Below are 18,184 nucleotides of genomic sequence, written 5' to 3'. Positions count from 1 at the left end.
TTTTTATGATCCAATCATTACTTGGCAAGTTCTGCGATCATAGCATCAAGATGCTTTTTAGTCGTTTCACGTCCTAGTAATTCAATTGTCTCTGGCAATTCCGGTCCGTGCATTTCGTGGGAAACGGCGATCCGGATCGGCATGTATAATGCGCGGCCCTTGATCTTAGTATCCTTCTGAATGCTCTTGATCGTCTTTTGAATGGCCGTCGCTTCGAAGACGTCAATGTCTTCGATTCGTTGCCGGAATTCCTTTAAGACAGGCAGTGCCGTATCATTATCAAGTTCGGCCTTAGCTTCATCATTGATATCAGCTGGGCCATTGAAGAAGAGGTCTGCCAAATCAACAATTTGACCGGTGTAGCTCATTTGGTTCTTGAATAGTGAAACCAACGTCCGGGTCCATTCGATCTGACTCATATCTGGCCGTTGTGGTAACCGGCCGGCCTTGATCAATTGGCGAATTGACATTGCAAAGACTTCATTTTCGTCAGCCTTCTTAATGTATTGGTTATTCACCCATTCCAACTTCTTGCCATCAAAAGCGGCTGGCGACTTGCTCAACCGCTTTTCATCATACATCTTGATGAATTCACGTTTGCTGAACAATTCGCTTTCGCCAACTGGTGACCATCCCAAGAGAATGATGAAGTTGAGCATCGCTTCTGGTAAGTAACCCAATTCACGGTATTGTTCGATGAATTGTAACACGGTCTCGTCACGCTTACTTAACTTCTTACCAGTTTCGGTATTAATAATTAAACTCATGTGACCGAACTTCGGTGGTTGCCAACCAAAAGCTTCGTAAATCATTAATTGCTTTGGTGTATTAGCAACGTGGTCATCACCGCGGAAGACGTGGCTAATTTCCATCATATGGTCATCAACAACCACCGCAAAGTTATACGTTGGCATCCCGTCACGTTTTTTGATGACAAAGTCGCCACCAACCGTCTTAGATTCAAACGAAACGTTTCCTTTAACCATGTCATCCCAAGCATAGGTCGTGTTTTCTGGGACGTGGAACCGAACAACCGGTTGGATACCAGCTTCCTTAGCTGCCGCAATCTTCGCCTGTTTTTCATCTTCCGTCATGCCAGCAAATTCATAGACGTAGTGTGGCATTTCTTTGCGCGCCTTTTGAGCTTCGCGTTGCGCCGATAATTCATCTTCCGTCATGTAAGATTCGTAGGCTTTACCTTCATCAATTAATTGTTGAATCAACGGGTCATAGATTGATTTCCGTTCGGATTGACGGTAAGGGCCAAAGTCGCCACCCTTATCTGGACCTTCGTCCCAATCAATTCCTAACCACGTTAAGTTATCCATCTGACTCTTTTCACCGTCTTTAACATTCCGCTTTAAGTCGGTGTCTTCGATCCGAAGAATGAACTTTCCCTTATTATGCCGGGCAAATAAATAGTTAAACAATGCAGTCCGAGCATTACCAATGTGTAAATGGCCAGTTGGACTTGGTGCGTAACGCACACGAATCTTGCTCTTTGCCAATGTGATTAACGCCTCTTTCGTATTTTTTCATTTTTAAATGTTACGCCGGAACCTTCCTAGTCAACCAGAATATTCCGACTTTCACTTGCTTATCCAGTTTACCATGTTTACCGCTAAAAATTAAGGTTTCGGACCGAACCCGTTGTAAAATATTGAAACAGATTTACATCAGCCAAACGCGTTGTGTTAATTAATCTACCATGAATCATGATTAAAACGTACCGATTTTAGCTTATTGTTCGTCAGCACGCGTTCGTCCTAGTCCGACCTCCGGGGCTGGGTGACAATTGCTGGAACGTAAGCCGACGTCGATTTGAGCTAACGCCCAACCCGCGTCATCTCAAATACGAGTCTTATTCTAAGCCGGAAGCAACCCACTTCCAGCTAAGAATAATTTGGCTACTGAGCATTGTCACCCAGCCCCTCCAGTCTCAAGAGTGCGAGGGGCCACGAATTGAAGCCGAGCATTGCCCAGCCAACGGATTAATACGGTCTTGGCATTAGTTCGTTGGCGTAGCAAGCACAGGCTTTAGTGGCACCGAACACATTTCGGTAAGCCACTCGAATGGCTAATGAACGACCACTTAACTTGGTGCAATTAGTTGTTGAATATCTTGATACTGGGACTTCAATTGAACGTTAAGTTATCATTGACCATTTTTAGACTTCTCAATAGTTAGTATGGTTATCGAGAAACCGTTAATCTGTCATAATATCAGTGCAAGCTGACAGTCAAATGACAAAATTTCTGTTTGTGAAAAACAACAATCAGTTTATCAAAAATTGGGTACGCCTATGTCTGCCATTCGAATACTGTCCCGACTGGAAGGCGTTTCGGCCAATGCCAAGTGGTGAAATTCCACTTGGCAAGCGTTTTTGGCTTGGTTAGTGGAAGGCCAGCATTTGAGACATGCACTTCGGCTCAAATCTGTGCCCACCACGTTCCGGCAATTGGCCGAAATGCCTGGAGGTCGGCCTAGGAAGCACCAACCAAACAGTTCTACGCCAACCAGAACTATTTCCAGCGGGCTTAAGCTGGCCGCTTTTGACTTTAACTAATCGGCACGTTTTAATCATGGCTCATCCTAAAACCCACTAGTATAGTGCATAATATAGTAAGCCAAGGATACTTCTATTGGTGTCCCAATCTAAGGATTAACAAAAGCGGTAGCAGCCCAACAGATGAGCTACTACCGCTTCGTGATTGTTCAACCGCTTAACGCCGGTTGTTTCGATTGTTATTGTGATTATTGTTATGCTTATTACTATCTTCAGCATGATCTGGGATACCGCGATTAGCGTGCGCTAGCCGGGCAAAAATCATTCGGCCAGCATCCGTTTGTAAGGCACTCGTTACGACTACATCGACTTTTTCATTGATGTAGAACTTCCCATCTTCCACCACGACCATCGTCCCATCGTCTAAATAGCCGACCCCTTGTTGGCGCTCACTACCATTTTTAACGACCATGACATTCATTTCTTCACCTGGAATTACTCGTGGCTTCAATGATTTGGCCAGCTGATTAATATTAAGAACTTGGACATTTTGGAATTCAATCACTTTGTTCAAGTTGTAATCATTCGTGACAATCACCCCATTAACTTTTTTGGCTAATTGAATGAGCTTACTGTCAACTTCTGGAATATCTTCGAAGTCGCCCTCGTACATTTCCACCGGAATAATATTTTCATTTTGTAACTTATTTAAAATGTCCAACCCGCGCCGTCCACGGACACGTTTGATACTGTCGGCCGAATCCGCAATGTACTGTAATTCATACAAGACAAAGTTCGGTACTAATAACGTCCCTTCTAGAAAACCAGTCTTGACCAAGTCATAAATGCGCCCGTCAATCAAAATGTTTGTATCCAAGATCTTATAATGATGATAATTTTGATCTGGCTGAGCATCCGTAATTTCCGGACTCGCTTCCTTTTCACGACGACGGAAGTTAAATACTTTCCGCCATTCATCGATTCGGGTCGTACCGACTCGAGCACCGATGTAACCAAAGAACAACATCAAAATAATTGGGACGACCGTGTTCAATAAGAATAATGGACTACGATTAAATAATTGCGAAATCAGAACCGCGATCAATAACCCAATAATAAATCCAATACTGCCAAATAAAAGTGTCATTGGATTTTGCTTGGACAAGTTCTTCTCAACCCGATCTACTAACCGTACAGCAGCGTTTGCTAAGAACAATGACAGAACCCATAAAAGCAACGCTCCCAACAAAAAGTTGGTGAAAACGTTGTTCAACAACACATTTGGTTGCGACAAAATCATCGCCCATAAGAATGGCAGGTAGGTTAATCCCAGCGTGCCCCCCACAACGATAAATACTAGTCGCACCGTTAACTTCTTCATGGCGTCAGCCCCTTTTTAATAATTTGGTTGTTGTAATGCTAATTGGAGTGCTTCTTTTAACGTTGCGACCCCAATTACTTCAATCCCGGTTGGTATATCCCAGCCTTGTAGATTATTCTTTGGAATAAAGACTCGCTTAAATCCAAGTTTGGCTGCTTCACCAACCCGTGACTCAATTCGGTTAACTCGACGAATTTCACCAGTCAAGCCCACTTCACCAACAAAACAGTCACTTGGGCGAGTTTGCTGGTCCCGATAACTAGAAGCCACACTGATGGCAATCGCCAAGTCAATTGCCGGTTCATCCAACTTGACCCCACCAGCCGCTTTTAAGTACGCGTCTTGATTTTGCAACATCAGACTAGCCCGTTTTTCCAGTACCGCCATAATTAGCGAAACCCGATTATGATCTAAGCCACTCGCCGTCCGCTTCGCATTACCAAAGACCGTTGGTGTGACCAGCGCTTGAACTTCTACTAAGATTGGTCGCGTCCCTTCCATTGAAACAACAATGGCGGAACCCGTGGCATCCTTCAGACGTTCTTCCAAGAAGATCTCTGACGGATTGGCCACTTCATATAAACCACCCGTCCGCATTTCAAAAATCCCCAGTTCATTCGTTGACCCGAATCGATTCTTGACTGCCCGTAAAATGCGGTACGTATGGTGTAAATCACCTTCAAAGTACAAAACGGTATCAACCATATGTTCTAAGATCTTAGGCCCAGCAATGGCCCCGCCCTTAGTCACATGCCCGACAATAAAAATAGTGATGCCGTTAGTCTTTGCAATCTGAAGTAACTCGGCCGTAATCTCACGAATTTGTGACACCGAACCAATTGCCGAGTCCATATCAGGTTCTTGCATCGTTTGCACCGAATCAATGACCACAAATTCTGGATGCGTCGATTCAATCGTTGAACGAATATTCGACATATCAGTCTCAGGATAAAGATAAAAATCTTCGCTGCTAACAGCCAACCGGTCCGCCCGCATCTTAACTTGTGAGGCACTTTCTTCACCAGTCACGTACAACACAGAGCCACCCGTCTCGGCCAATTGCCCAGAAACTTGCAGTAACAACGTTGACTTTCCAATTCCAGGATCACCACCGATTAAAACAAGTGACCCCGGTACGACTCCGCCACCCAAGACCCGGTTAAATTCTTTTAACTTAGTCTTGACTCGGGGCGTCTTTGTCAACGAAACTTCTTTAAGTCGTTGTGGCTTAGCCGACTTACCAGCAAAGCTCACGCGGGACTTGCGATCCGGCTTCGTATCAAAATGTTCTTCAGTTAATGTATTCCATTCACCACAGTTCGGACACCGCCCTAAGTACCGTGGTGTCGAATAGCCGCAGTTGGAACAAACAAACTGCGTTTTTGCTTTTGCCACGTACACACGCCTCCATTTCTCCGCCAACATATCAATTTAATTAATGTTGGGTATTGGGATTTCTAAAATAATTACTTCATCCGCGTCACACTATCATGCGTCATGATTAAAAGGTGCCAACTTAGATAGATTCCTGTTCGTCAGCAATAAGCTTCCTGTGCTTGGTTAGTGAAAGGCCAGTATTTAAGACGTGAGTTGCGGCTTAAATCTGTGTCCACCACGTTCCGGCAATTGGCAGAAATGCCTGGAAGTCGGCGTAGGGCGTACTCACAAAAAAGTTTACGCTAACTCGAACTTTTTCCAGCGAACCTAAGTTGGCTGCTTTTGGCCTTGAAAATTGACACCTTTTAATCATGATTCTTACTAAACAAACAGCCAGCACGATGCAGACTTAAATAATCAATCAAACTCAATTAACTGGATAGTCATTTTCATGCTATGGGTATTCACAATCATAAGTTTATTTTACCATTATTAATCATTAAAGCCGTTAAATCACCTTAGCTTAACCGATTTTTTATTTATTGGTCGAGCCAAAGCCACCTGAACGGGTTGTTGTCACATCCGTTTCATCAGTGACGGTCAGATAAGGCGTAAAAATACCTTGCGCAATACGCTCACCTTTTTTGATGTGGATATCCCGAATCCCCATGTTAATTAATTGGACAAAAATTGCCCCCTCATTTTTAGGATTATTGTAATAATCCGCATCAATCACACCAATCCCATTAGGTAGGATCAAGTTACGCTTTAAAGGGTTACTGGATCGGTTAGCTAATAACAAATACTCACCGTCATTCATGAATGCTTTGATTCCAGTTGGCACTAGCCATGGCTTAAGTACTTTAGCCGCTGCGTCCAGATCAGTTGCCGAACTTGTCTCACCATGATGTAATTGCCAAAGTACTTTAACAAAATTCATTTTCCAAATTGATGGTAGTGTAAAATCTTCAGCTGCTTCAAAGTCATAGCCAGCCGCCTGCTTGGTCGTCCGGTACGGCACATGTAACCCCGCCTGTGCATATTGACTCACAATTTCAAATCCCCGTGCCATTTTAAATTCCTACTTTCTCAACATTAATTTAGTGTTCACATTTTACCATACTTTTATTATAGAAGTTTCGTTGACAAAACGGGCATTTACCGGTTTAATTACGGTAGATATAAAACCCTTTACAAGGTGGTGAAATCAATGGAATTCACGCGTGAAGCACCCCGCTTTTATTTTAATGACGATCAAGGTAAACTGGCCGGTGAAATTACGTTTCCAGCCATCAATGATGATCAGACTTGGGTGATCGAGCACACTTTTGTTCGCGATGATTTTGGTCACCAAGGCTTAGCAGGTCAGCTGACCAAGGCTGTCATCGATGCTGCTCGGGTTGAACACAAACACATTCAACCACTCTGCACCTACGCTAAGGCTTACTTTGATCGGCACCCTGAAGCTGCCGATGTTTTAGTTACTAGTTCTCAATCAAAGGAGTAATTCATATTATGAATCAGGATCAGTTGAAACAACTTGTTGGTCAAAAGGCCGTTGAATACATTCATGACGGCATGCAGGTCGGCCTTGGAACCGGCTCAACCGTTAAATTCATGGTTGATGCCCTAGGTGAACGGGTTAAAAATGAACATTTGAATATTGTGGGCGTCTCAACGTCTGACCGCACGGCTGCTCAAGCCAAAGCATTAGGCATTCCAATGAAGTCCGTTGATGAAGTTGATCATCTCGACTTAACGATCGACGGGGCCGATGAAATCGCCGATGATTTCCAAGGCGTTAAGGGGGGCGGGGCCGCGCTACTCTTCGAAAAAATTGTGGCCATTAATTCCGATAAGGTGATGTGGATCGTTGATGAAAGTAAAATGGTCCATCAGTTGGGCGCTTTTGGCTTACCCGTTGAAGTGATCCCTTATGGTAGCCAGCACGTCTTTGAAAAAATGGCTGCTCGCGGCTACAATCCTGTTTTCCGCAAAGTTAATGGTGAACTGGTTCGAACCGATTCTAATAATATTATCATTGACTTGCATATTGATCCGATTACCGATCCCCATGCTTTAGCTGAAGATTTAATTCACATGGTCGGGGTGGTCGAACACGGCCTATTTTTAAACATGGTCAACACTGTCATCATCGGTCATGCCGACGGTCCCGAGGTTATCGAAGCCCGCCCTTAGTTTTATGCAGCTCAATGCTTGCCCCGCCCGTCATAAACCGATACAATTAGAATTAGATTAAAGGAGAGTGATCTTTTGAGTAAAGCAATCAGTATGAACCAAATCGCCAACTTCCAAGCCGACTTGGATCAACGTCCAGAAGCAAAAGTCATCGAACGTAGTGTTACTAAAAACGGTATCTTAGCAAGCAGTCAAGATATTCAAGCAATGAGCCAAACCACCCCTGTATTTTCAATTGATTTAGATACGGGCGATGTCGCGAATCAAAAACAAAGTGGTCGTTGCTGGATGTTTGCTGCTTTAAATACCATGCGGCACTCATTAGCTGAAAAATTTAACTTAAAACATTTTGAACTATCGCAGAATTACACCTTTTTCTGGGATAAGTTCGAAAAAGCCAATTACTTCTATGAAAACGTCTTAGCAACCGCAGACCAACCAACCAGTAGCCGAAAAGTCGCTTGGTTAATGACGACCCCACAACAAGATGGTGGTCAGTGGGATATGCTCGTTGCCATTATTCAGAAGTACGGGATCGTGCCCAAGAGTGTGATGCCTGAAACTTACAACAGCTCAAAATCCGCAGAAATCAACAGCACACTTAACTTAAAGTTACGTAAAGATGCCGTTGAACTACGTGAACTAGTCGCCGCCGGAACTAGCGACGCTGACATTCAGGCGCGGAAGGAAAAGATGCTAAACGAAGTCTACCGGATGTTGGCTTACGCCTTTGGTGAACCAGTTTCGCATTTTGACTGGGAATACCGTGATGATAAGAAGCAATATCATATCGACCAAGACTTAACACCCCAAAGCTTCTTCGAAAAGTACGTTGGTTGGAACTTAGACGACTACGTTTCCATCATCAACGCCCCAACTGATGATAAGCCTTATAACCACACTTACACGATCGAAATGCTAGGCAATGTTTTAGGCGGCCGCGAAGTTAAACATTTGAACGTCTCAATGGCTGACTTTAAGCAACTTGCTATTAAACAATTACAGGCTGGCCAAAGTGTCTGGTTTGGGTGTGATGTTGGTCAATCCTCTGATCGGCAAAAAGGTGTCATGGCAACCGATGTCTATAATAAGGATGAATTATTCGACGTTGACTTAGCAATGTCGAAAGCCGAACGTCTGGATTATGGTGAAAGTTTGATGACCCATGCTATGGTTATCACCGGTGTTGACTTGGTTGACGGCCAACCAACGAAATGGAAGGTCGAAAATAGCTGGGGCGATAAAGTTGGGACTAAGGGTTTCTTCGTCATGAGCGATGCTTGGATGGATGAATATTGCTACCAAGTCGTCGTCAATAAAGAATTCTTATCTGATGATTTAAAAGCTGCTCAAGCTGAAGAACCAACTGTCTTAGCACCTTGGGATCCAATGGGCGCTTTAGCTTAATTATAGTAACGTTTAAAACTAAAAGTGTGGACCGAAAGGTGGGCTACTTGCAAGCGACTTTTGGGCGCACGTTTCGACAATATTGATAGTAAATTGTGTCTAGACTCTTTTAGCGTCATTTAATGAATCGTCCGGACAACTATATAACTAACAGTCTGCAAAAAGCTGGCTAAAATCACATTTATATTTGTGATTTTAGCCAGCTTTTTCATTATTATATTTGCTTATAGCATTTACTATTATAATTATTTATACATCTGCTTAAGCGTACTAATTTCACGGGTTGTGATATGAGCAGCCCGGTGTGATTGATAATACATCACTGCACTTTTATTATCTTCGTGCTCCAATCCCAACGCGTGTCCAAGTTCATGTGTCGCAACCGATAACTTATACTCGACCGAATGATTGCTGTCCGGAAAACGATTCGTATAAATCACACACTTAGCACTATCCATCCAAGTTGTACTCTGAGAACCGCTATGATAGTAAGTACGCCACGTACGCCCAATCTCAGACCCAGTCGTCCCCGTCTCGTCTTCACTTTCGCCTAACGTAATTTGCGCCTTCGTTTGGCCTTTGACTTCAACCAACTTGACAGTATTAGTATTGTTCCATCGTTCCACGGCCCTTAACCAAATTGCCCGATAAACCTTGCTGTCACTCGTGATTCGATACGTAATGACCCGACTCTTAAAACGGGCCTTGTAGTTCAAGACTTTAGTGCCATTGTCTAAATAATTGTATTGATAATTATCCATTTGATCATTGTAATAGACTTGATCATGGATTGTGTCACGATTAGTCGTTTTGTCCGCTTCGACTTGCAGTGTATGCGTATTGATCCAAGTACTGATTTGGGGCTCCAACATTAACAATACGCCACAGAGGCCTAGGCTTATTATAATTAGTAATAATAAATTTTTACGCTTCATTATCATCAACCTAGGCCTCCTTATCGGGTTTTAGCTATTAACTGCGCCAACCAGTCTGTTTGTTCACCTGATATGTTACAGCGTTCAACAATTTATTACAAGTCATATATTACATTTATTTATGAAAAATCAGTATATCAATTGCATTACAAATACTTATAGCGACTCGTATCCAGGTAACTTCCGTTGTTATACCAGCGTTTATCGTTAACAAAGTTGGACTAATCTTTTATCGGCAATCATCGATTGTGATTACAATCAGTTATACAGACGATTTATTTGACCCTTTAACGACAAAAAAGAGCTTCAGCATCTGCTGAAGCTCTTTTCTGCCATAATTTTCATTGTACCAGGTCGCTAAATTGAGCTTAAACTAGCAACTATTTCCGTAAAAATCACATTTAATCTCAACTATTACTAAACTTAATACTCATCCTTACCAGTCACGCCAAGCCGTGAATCAAGGTGATAACAAATAGGCACCCCATTTGCTACTTCAACACCATCAATACCAGCATCGCTAATATGTTCCAAATATTTAATCATAGCCCGCAGCGTGCTGCCGTGCGCCACCACTAACTGATTTTGTCCAGCTAATAATCGGGGGGCTATCTCATCAATCCAGTAGGGCATGATCCGATCGTAAGCCATCTTCAGACTTTCCCCCCGCGGTTCGACCGCTGCACCATACTTGGTATAGCGACGATCGTGGTCCAGCTCAGCTGGTGCCAATAACGGCGGGACTGTATTAAAGCTGCGCCGCCACTGTTGTACCTGGGCTTTACCATACTCTTGGCGCGTCGTATCCTTATTTTGACCACGTAAGGCACCATAATGCCGCTCATTCAAGCGCCACGTCTTATACTCTGGCAACCACAACTGGTCAATTTCGGCCAACATAATATTTGCAGTAACGATGGCCCGTTTTAGGACCGAGGTGTGCACGGCGCCAAACTGTAGGCCCGTCGCTCGTAATCGCTTGCCAGCTTGATGGGCTTGTGCGATTCCCGCCGTCGTTAACGGCACATCACTCCAACCGGTATACGTATTATCCCGGTTAGCCGTGCTCTCACCATGGCGAACCAATACTAGTTCTGTCATTCTTCCACCTACCATCTTCAATACTTCCTATAATAATCGATTTGCCGTATTTTTCAAAGTCACAACATGGTTATTGACCCTCACCAGACACGACAAAAAAGAACGGTCAAGCTGATCTCCATCACCCTAACCGTCCATAATTAATTTTCTTGATTTGAAACTGCGTGGGCAGTTGCGGTGACGTGCTCGTCATCAGTAACGGTCGCTGTTGGCTGAGTCGCCCCCATTGTATCCCGTTCACGGAACCGATTACCAACAAAGGTCACAACCGACCCAATCAAAATGACAACGATTCCGACCACTGTCGTCCATAAGATTTGTTCATGTAAAATCAAAGCAGCTAAGATAGGTGCCAACCCTGGTTTGATGAAAAACACTAATGAAGCCGTTGACACATCAGTTTGTTCCATTGCTAAGAAATAAAACGCAAAGCCCCCACCAGTGACACAAACGCCAATGAAAAATAGCAACCAAAAATAATTAAGATTAACGTTAACCAAAATGGGAATTGCAGCAAATTGATGCAATCCAATTGTCGTCAATCCTTGAGCTACAGCCGGAATCTTAGTAATCCAAGCCAAAATTAAAAGTTCAAACGCACCAGCGAAAAAAGTAAAGCAAGTCATCGTCAGCCCATTCAAGCCACGTTTTACGGATCCATAACGAGAGATGATGCTGTATAATCCAAATGTCACAGCTGAGCCAATGGCGAGTAGCAACCCCAGACCGTTCGTTAAATGAGCTGGGTTAACAATAATCAGTAATCCAATCACAGAAATAACAACGGAAATCAAGTTAGCCCGGCCCAACCGTTCTCGCAGAATTAAATAGGAGAATAATAGTGCAAATACCGGATTACAACTAAACAACACAGCTACAGTCGAGGCTTGATCGACCGTAATCGCCAGTTGGTAAAGCGACATACTGACAATGACACACACTAGCCCGGTTAACGCAAATAGTCGCCAGTCAGCACTAACTAACTTTCGCCCAGTTTGCTTTAACGCTCGCAATGCAAATGGCAGTAACACGATTGCCCCAATAAAAAACCGAATGAGATTCAATTGAATTGGATTAAAGGCACTGCCGGCCATCTTTAGCGCAATTTCCATCGAACTAAACATTAGGGTCGAAATTGCAATGTAAAGATATGCTTTCTTCACGAAACGTTCGCTTCCTTCTTAATCAAAATTTAATACGCAACGTTTTCCAGTATAGCACCATTTTCACATGTTTTTCAAACTCGCTTTGTTAACTACTCTGTTAGCAATCCCAACAAACCGCCTTTTATAACAGATTTAGTTGTCATTTTGACCAGCCTTCAGTCAACTTTGAAAATAATTTTCACCCACTTGCAACTATTCAGCCGCACATGACCACGCTTCAATTCAAGCCGTCCTCAACCAACGGACAACATTGATTCGAATACCGTTCCGATCGAAAGCCGTTTCTGCCGATACTGAGCACGCAAATATGTGCAATTCAAGTAGCTTAGATCTAAAGATGAGCCTAGCTAGGGCGTTAGACAAATTTCCAATTGTTATCTTAGCGTAATTTCCAGTCTGACCTGAACACGCTTAAAAAAAATCAACCGTAACATCAGGAGAACAACGTATGCATCAATCGAACAAACCTACGCTAAATTGCATTTTTTAAAGGGACCATAGCTGGCTGCCGACCGCGACAACTGGCACGTTTCAATGACGATACATATTAATTAAAGGGGACTAACCCTGTTAATAGTCGCGATCCACTAATGACAACTAACAAAAAAGCGGCTGGATAATCACCGCCAATGGTGAACATCTAGCTACTTTCTTCTTCAAACATCATCATGTTAATCAACGAATAAAGTTGGATTGCACAATCACCATCAAAATCGGAATGACAATCAGGCTCAACAAAGTGGTCTCAGTCACCATAACCGCCGCATAATCGGCATCCGCACCATATAGCTTAGAGACGACCGGTGCATTAGTCATAACTGGCATCGCTGACTGTAGGATAAAAACTTGTTTCATTTCTAATGGGATCGACATTGGAATAAGCATAAGCGTCATCAGCACGGGGGCTAGAATAAACCGCCCCAGTAAGATTCCTAAACTATCACGGTCAAAACGCATACTGCTTAACCCCGCATTAGCCATCGAAATTCCAATAAAAATCATTGAAAGTGGAATGGTTAATCCACCGATGTACGAGAAATCATCCATTAAAAAGTTAGGAACGTGGATATTACCTAGCACTAATAAGACACCAATCATAAAGCCCAGTAACGGTGGTGAAAATATTTTAGTTAGCGTCTGCTTCAAATCAAACTTGGCGGTCCCAGTACCATCTCGTTGGATCAAATAAACACCTAGTGTCCAAAAAATAGTCGTATTCGCCATGTAATAGACCAGAACATACGGTAAGGCACTGTTGCCGAATAACGCTTGATTGACGGGTAAGCCGATAAAAACCGTATTGGAGTTTAAAAACATCGATGCAAAAAGTCCCCGATGACTTTTTTTAATATTTAAGGCCCGCATCACACCGAATGAGATTCCAAACAAGATCGCCATATTCAGAACCGGAAACCGGAGTCCCGGCAACGTTGATAATAATTTATGTGCCGTAAACTGCTTCGTAATCGTCGCAATCATGTATGCTGGCAACGCAATTTGAGTGACTAAGCGGGCGATCAACTTAGTCGCACCTTCATTAAACCAACCCCAGCGTGCTAATAAGTACCCGACCGCAATCATCACGATAATCGTCATGACACCTTGAATACTCTGCACGAATGTCTCTAAAATTTGCACGCTCAGTCTTCCTCTCTCAAATAATTACTCATCATTGAATGTTACAATCAATCTATGTAAAATAATAATTCAATGAGAATTATTCAAGTATACCACTGTTTAGAGATGGCTTGTAGCGTATTTTGTAGTTGAAAACGTTTGACGCCGGTCACAATATTAATTATAGTGTTCTATAATTGTGTAATCGCAGATGTGGTATTTTTGTTTATTAAAATCTTTTTAAATTACCAGTTTTAAGAACTAATGATTTGCCAAACGTCATAAAATGGCTATTGAGGGAAAAATTTAAAGTGATGAGGAACGAATATGTCAGAAAATAACAATGATAATGAAATGGGACCACGCCAACGCCGCTACCGTGAACAACAACAGCGTAATCCACATTTGAAACCACACAAAAAACGTCCTTGGTTAATTACTTTACTAATCGTCGTTGCCCTACTGATCATCAGTGGTGGCTGGTGGGGTTACAAGACCTGGAATGCCGCTAAGGACACCATGAATACGACTTACCAATCAACTGGTTCCGCCAAACTCCGTAATGTTGACGCCGTCATTAAGAAAGGGAAACCGTTCTCGATTCTATTACTGGGGACTGATACTGGTGCCCTTGGTCGTGGTAAAGATTTCTCGGCACGAACTGATACCATGATCGTTGCGACGATTAACCCTAAAAAGGAAAGCATGACGCTAACTAGTATTCCTCGCGATACGCAAGTCTTGATTGATGGCCAATCACAGAAAATCAATGCTGCCTATACCATTGGTGGCGCTAGTGGTGCCGTTAAGTCAGTCGAAAAGTTGCTCGACGTCCCTATCGATTTTTACGTTCTACTGAATATGGGCGGACTAAAGCAAATTATTAATGCAATGGGTGGCGTGACCGTCACACCGAAACTGACCTTCAAATATGGTAATGCCAACGTTAAGAAGGGCGTTAAGATCAAGCTTAACGGTGCGGCAGCGCTAGACTACTCGCGGATGCGTTACGACGATCCACAAGGTGACTACGGCCGTCAAAAACGTCAGCGTCAAGTCATCATGGCGATGGTTAGTCAATCTAACTCACTTGGTTCAATTGCCAATATAGAAAAGATAACGAAAAAACTCGCTAAGAATATGCGGACCGACCTAACATGGAACGATATGGTCGCACTCGATACGAAGTACAAGAATGCGTCACACCATGCGAAATCATACACTGTTCAAGGAACTGACGCGACAATCGATGGTTTATCTTACCAAGTGGCCTCGTCGTCGGAACGTTACAAGAATTCAAAACGGATTCGTAAGGCATTGGGGCTCTCCAACAGTAATATAACTGAGTCGCTCTTTGCTGAGACAGCATCTGTCACTACTAGTAATTCGAGCTCAAGTTCAAGCTCATCGAGCACCTCGACAACTAGTGACACAACGACCTATGATACTAGTACGTCTCAGGACACAACCACTTATGGAACCAGCACTACTCAAGATACAACAACACAAGATCAAACCACAACTAATCAGTATTAAAAACCATATTAGAAAGGCCGCTTCAGAATTTTAACGATTCTGAAGCGGCCTTTTTAATATGGTTAACCTAATTAAGTGGCCAGGACTGTAAAAAGTGCTGAAACTTTGCTTCCCGTTGTCCAATCAACACTGATGCTGGCGATGATGCCAATGTAGCTAATTGCGTCTCAATCATCTGGTTGATGGTTGCAACTAGTCGCTGATCCTGATGATCAATCACTTGATCAACTAGTCCCCGCTCATACAAAGCCGTAGCCGTCATTGGCAATAGGTCAATTGCCTCACTAATTGTTTGTTGGCCGTGTAAAATAGCTGTGACCGCTTCTGGTGAGGCAACATTGAAGAGCGCATCATCTAACATAATGATGCGATTAGCATTAGCGAACGCCAGCGCACCACCACTATGCCCTTCACCGAGAAAGACAACTATGTTCGGTACGGGGAGCTGGCCCATCGCCGCAATTAAATCAGCAATTGCCTGACTTTGACCGTAGCGTTCCGATTGAGGACTAGCATCGGCCCCTGGCATATTAATCAAACTGACGACCGGCCAGCCAAACTTAGCCGCATGGGCCACTACTCGCAATGCGGTCCGATAACCTGGAACCGTCAACGCACCACCGTTTTTTTGTCGGCGACTCGCAATATCGATACCCCGATCAACACCTAAAACGGCCAATTGATGACCGGTAGCGGTTCGACCAAAGCCCGCCGTCAAGGCTAAATCTTGCCCCAACAATCGATCGCCACGCTGCTGAGTCATAGTTGGCAATAGCGCCTGAATAACGGTCGGCGCGCTAAGCCGATCAGCCGCCCGTAATCGCTGTAACCGTTTATCCATGTACTTGGCCCCCAATTCCATAATTCGATAGCGCCCGACCTAAATAGGCGCGCAATTGTGGCCGTTCAATGACCGCATCTACCATACCGTTTGCCAACAATTGTTCAGCCGTTTGAAAATCTGCCGGCAACTTGACGGGTAACGTCTGCTGAATCACCCGGGCACCCGCAAAACCAATCTTAGCACCCGCTTCAGCAACGATTAGGTCCCCTCGAAATGCAAAACTGGCCGAAACACCGCCCATCGTTGGATCAGTTAGCACCGTAATTAACGGTAACTGCGCAGTGGCTAACCGAGCCAGCTCAGCTAAGAACAAGTTCATACCAACTAAGGCGTATACCCCCTCCTGCATGCGAGCGCCTCCCGAAGCCGTGACAATCACCAACGGCAAATGCCGGACCCGCGCTTGCTCACTAGCATGCAGTAAGCGACGGGTCACCACCGTATTTAAAGTTCCCATCATAAAATGACTATCCATCACTGCTAAGACACACGGTTGTTGCACAATTGTCGCCGTTCCACAGACGACGGCTTCGCTTAACCCCGTCTGCCGTTGGACTCGCTGAATTTTTTCCGTGTAACCAGGGAACCCTAACTGATTAACCGGTCGTTCAGTCGTTTCAAAAGACTGAAACGTCGCCGTATCAACGAGCTGTTGCAGTCGCTGGGTGACGGTCAATCGTTGCCAGTAATGACAATAAGGACATTGCTGATAAGTGCCCCATTGACGCTGATGAACGTGCCGGCCGCATTGAGGACAGGCACGCCAAGTACCTGAATTTGGATAATGACTCATTCGGATGCCTCCCAACTCGCTAAGCTGTGAATCGTATAGCGGTCATCAACATAGGCCGGCCGAGCCACCGTTTGCCGCAGAAAGTTCAAGTTGGTGGTCGGTCCGGTCAACGTCACTTGATTCAGCGCACGTTGTAAGTGACGTACCGCTTGTTGCCGGTCAGTTCCTGTGACCATTAATTTCGCAATCAGGCCATCATACATGGTGACTAAGCGGTCCCCTTGATGATAATCCGTATCAATACGGACATTAGTCGGCCAATTCAACGTCTCAATGATGGTTCGCTTCACTGGTAAACTCGCCGTTAAGCGAGCTTCAATTGCTGTACATTTCGGCTTCAAGCCTACATGTTCTGGAAAATCAATCGTGACGCCAGCCGCCTGCTTGATTTGTTCAGCCACAATATCAATACCAGTTGTTAATTCAGTAACCCCATGTTCGACTTGCAAACGAGTATTCATTTCCATGAAATAGAATTGTCCATCCGCAAATAAGTATTCGATCGTACCTAAGCTCTGATACTGCGTGCCCGCCAATAATTGCCGTGACAAATCATACAAGGTCCGACGCTGTGTCACGGTCAAAATACTAGCCGGACTTTCTTCAAGCACCTTTTGTTTGTGCAATTGTAAGCTACAGTCCCGATCACCAAGAATAAACAATTTGCGACCCGTCCCAAGTACTTGGACCTCAATGTGGCGCGCAGTCGTCAAGAACTGTTCTAAGTACATGTCATCATTTAAGAAGGATGCCGCGGCTTCCTGGCGCGCTGCCCGCAACTGCTGATGGAGGTCATGGACATTGGTAAGCACTCGAATCCCTTTACCGCCACCACCATAACTTGCTTTTAAGACCAGCGGGAAACCAATCTTAGCAGCCGCCCGTTTGATTTCAGGCCATGCTAATCCTTGCAACGACTGGCCTGCCAAGACCGGAACGTCTTGTTGACGCGCAAAGACCTTGGCACGTGCTTTATCGCCCATCAACTTGATTTGCTCAGTTTGCGGGCCAATCCATGTGATACCACACTCCGCACACATGGCAGCAAAATCAGCATTTTCAGCTAAGAAGCCATACCCCGGATGAATCGCATCGGCGTGCGTATTAATTGCAGCCATGAGAATTGCTTCGGCATTCAAATACGATCCACTAGCAGCAGCTGGTCCAATACAAACCACTTCGTCCGCCAATTGCGTGTAACCCGCGTGCCGGTCAGCCGTCGAACAAACGGCAACAGTTCGAATATCCAATTGTTGACAGGCCTTAATAATCCGTACGGCGATTTCGCCGCGATTCGCGATTAACAGCTTGCGAAACATAG

15 protein-coding genes are annotated in these 18,184 nt (G+C 44.3%); 4 read left to right on the top strand and 11 right to left on the bottom strand.

Annotated elements, in window-relative coordinates; genetic code table 11:
• Nucleotides 1-17 precede the first annotated feature (17 nt).
• From gltX to LP667_RS02545, 4 genes are all read right to left on the bottom strand, one after another.
• The gene (gene gltX / locus LP667_RS02570) at nt 18-1,508 is read right to left on the bottom strand and encodes a glutamate--tRNA ligase (RefSeq protein ID WP_021731252.1); all 1,491 of its coding nucleotides are present in this window, start codon (nt 1,506-1,508) and stop codon (nt 18-20) included.
• Nucleotides 1,509-2,724: 1,216 nt separating this feature from the next.
• The gene (locus LP667_RS02555) at nt 2,725-3,888 is read right to left on the bottom strand and encodes a PIN/TRAM domain-containing protein (RefSeq protein ID WP_021731254.1); all 1,164 of its coding nucleotides are present in this window, start codon (nt 3,886-3,888) and stop codon (nt 2,725-2,727) included.
• Between the two features lie 15 nt (nt 3,889-3,903).
• Nucleotides 3,904-5,283, bottom strand: coding sequence for a DNA repair protein RadA (gene radA, locus LP667_RS02550; RefSeq protein WP_021731255.1), 1,380 nt, complete (start codon nt 5,281-5,283; stop codon nt 3,904-3,906).
• A 517-nt stretch (nt 5,284-5,800) separates the two neighbouring features.
• Complete coding sequence (locus LP667_RS02545; RefSeq protein WP_021731256.1) at nt 5,801-6,337, bottom strand: dCTP deaminase/dUTPase family protein; 537 nt, start codon at nt 6,335-6,337, stop codon at nt 5,801-5,803.
• Between the two features lie 138 nt (nt 6,338-6,475).
• Here LP667_RS02545 and LP667_RS02540 point away from each other — a divergent pair, with 138 nt between their 5' ends.
• The 3 genes from LP667_RS02540 (at nt 6,476) to LP667_RS02530 (ending at nt 8,871) form a co-directional block, all read left to right on the top strand.
• A complete protein-coding gene (locus LP667_RS02540; protein ID WP_056988357.1) occupies nt 6,476-6,772 on the top strand; it encodes a GNAT family N-acetyltransferase in 297 nt (98 codons plus the stop codon).
• Between the two features lie 8 nt (nt 6,773-6,780).
• Nucleotides 6,781-7,464, top strand: coding sequence for a ribose-5-phosphate isomerase RpiA (gene rpiA / locus LP667_RS02535; protein ID WP_021731258.1), 684 nt, complete (start codon nt 6,781-6,783; stop codon nt 7,462-7,464).
• Between the two features lie 75 nt (nt 7,465-7,539).
• Nucleotides 7,540-8,871: a C1 family peptidase gene (locus LP667_RS02530; RefSeq protein WP_021731259.1), complete on the top strand. Its 1,332-nt coding sequence runs from the start codon at nt 7,540-7,542 to the stop codon at nt 8,869-8,871.
• Between the two features lie 245 nt (nt 8,872-9,116).
• Here LP667_RS02530 and LP667_RS02525 read toward each other — a convergent pair whose 3' ends face one another.
• The 4 genes from LP667_RS02525 to LP667_RS02510 form a co-directional block, all read right to left on the bottom strand.
• Nucleotides 9,117-9,809 (bottom strand): matrixin family metalloprotease, encoded by a 693-nt coding sequence (locus tag LP667_RS02525; RefSeq protein WP_033609421.1) that lies wholly within the window; start codon nt 9,807-9,809, stop codon nt 9,117-9,119.
• A 420-nt stretch (nt 9,810-10,229) separates the two neighbouring features.
• Nucleotides 10,230-10,907: a 2,3-bisphosphoglycerate-dependent phosphoglycerate mutase gene (locus tag LP667_RS02520; RefSeq protein ID WP_021731261.1), complete on the bottom strand. Its 678-nt coding sequence runs from the start codon at nt 10,905-10,907 to the stop codon at nt 10,230-10,232.
• A 140-nt stretch (nt 10,908-11,047) separates the two neighbouring features.
• Nucleotides 11,048-12,070 (bottom strand): DMT family transporter, encoded by a 1,023-nt coding sequence (locus LP667_RS02515; RefSeq protein WP_021731262.1) that lies wholly within the window; start codon nt 12,068-12,070, stop codon nt 11,048-11,050.
• A gap of 678 nt (nt 12,071-12,748) precedes the next feature.
• A complete protein-coding gene (locus LP667_RS02510; RefSeq protein WP_021731263.1) occupies nt 12,749-13,711 on the bottom strand; it encodes an AEC family transporter in 963 nt (320 codons plus the stop codon).
• 306 nt (nt 13,712-14,017) lie between these two features.
• On the opposite strand from LP667_RS02510, the gene LP667_RS02505 reads away from it, so the two are divergent.
• Nucleotides 14,018-15,226 (top strand): LCP family glycopolymer transferase, encoded by a 1,209-nt coding sequence (locus tag LP667_RS02505; protein ID WP_021731264.1) that lies wholly within the window; start codon nt 14,018-14,020, stop codon nt 15,224-15,226.
• Nucleotides 15,227-15,293: 67 nt separating this feature from the next.
• Here LP667_RS02505 and accA read toward each other — a convergent pair whose 3' ends face one another.
• From accA to LP667_RS02490, 3 genes are read right to left on the bottom strand one after another with little or no spacing between them, the layout of a single operon-like run.
• A complete protein-coding gene (accA, locus tag LP667_RS02500; RefSeq protein WP_021731265.1) occupies nt 15,294-16,067 on the bottom strand; it encodes a carboxyltransferase subunit alpha in 774 nt (257 codons plus the stop codon).
• Nucleotides 16,060-16,863, bottom strand: coding sequence for an acetyl-CoA carboxylase carboxyltransferase subunit beta (locus LP667_RS02495; RefSeq protein WP_021731266.1), 804 nt, complete (start codon nt 16,861-16,863; stop codon nt 16,060-16,062). Before LP667_RS02495 ends, accA begins: the two co-directional genes overlap by 8 nt.
• A complete protein-coding gene (locus tag LP667_RS02490) occupies nt 16,860-18,182 on the bottom strand; it encodes an acetyl-CoA carboxylase biotin carboxylase subunit (protein WP_021731267.1) in 1,323 nt (440 codons plus the stop codon). The genes LP667_RS02495 and LP667_RS02490 overlap by 4 nt, the downstream gene beginning before the upstream one ends.
• Nucleotides 18,183-18,184: the final 2 nt, after the last annotated feature.

The sequence above is a fragment of the Lactiplantibacillus paraplantarum genome (assembly GCF_003641145.1).
Taxonomy (GTDB): domain Bacteria; phylum Bacillota; class Bacilli; order Lactobacillales; family Lactobacillaceae; genus Lactiplantibacillus; species Lactiplantibacillus paraplantarum.
The sequence above is the reverse complement of the archived record's forward strand: the minus strand, read 5'-3'. Positions and strand labels throughout refer to the sequence as shown.

Excerpts from the sequence above, each read along its gene's own strand:
- LP667_RS02495 (WP_021731266.1), bottom strand. The coding sequence starts at position 16,863 with ATGAGTCATTATCCAAATTCAGGTACTTGGCGTGCCTGTCCTCAATGC.
- LP667_RS02555 (WP_021731254.1), bottom strand. The coding sequence starts at position 3,888 with ATGAAGAAGTTAACGGTGCGACTAGTATTTATCGTTGTGGGGGGCACG.
- accA (WP_021731265.1), bottom strand. The coding sequence starts at position 16,067 with ATGGATAAACGGTTACAGCGATTACGGGCGGCTGATCGGCTTAGCGCG.
- LP667_RS02545 (WP_021731256.1), bottom strand. The coding sequence starts at position 6,337 with ATGGCACGGGGATTTGAAATTGTGAGTCAATATGCACAGGCGGGGTTA.
- LP667_RS02520 (WP_021731261.1), bottom strand. The coding sequence starts at position 10,907 with ATGACAGAACTAGTATTGGTTCGCCATGGTGAGAGCACGGCTAACCGG.
- rpiA (WP_021731258.1), top strand. The coding sequence starts at position 6,781 with ATGAATCAGGATCAGTTGAAACAACTTGTTGGTCAAAAGGCCGTTGAA.
- LP667_RS02505 (WP_021731264.1), top strand. The coding sequence starts at position 14,018 with ATGTCAGAAAATAACAATGATAATGAAATGGGACCACGCCAACGCCGC.
- LP667_RS02490 (WP_021731267.1), bottom strand. The coding sequence starts at position 18,182 with ATGTTTCGCAAGCTGTTAATCGCGAATCGCGGCGAAATCGCCGTACGG.
- LP667_RS02540 (WP_056988357.1), top strand. The coding sequence starts at position 6,476 with ATGGAATTCACGCGTGAAGCACCCCGCTTTTATTTTAATGACGATCAA.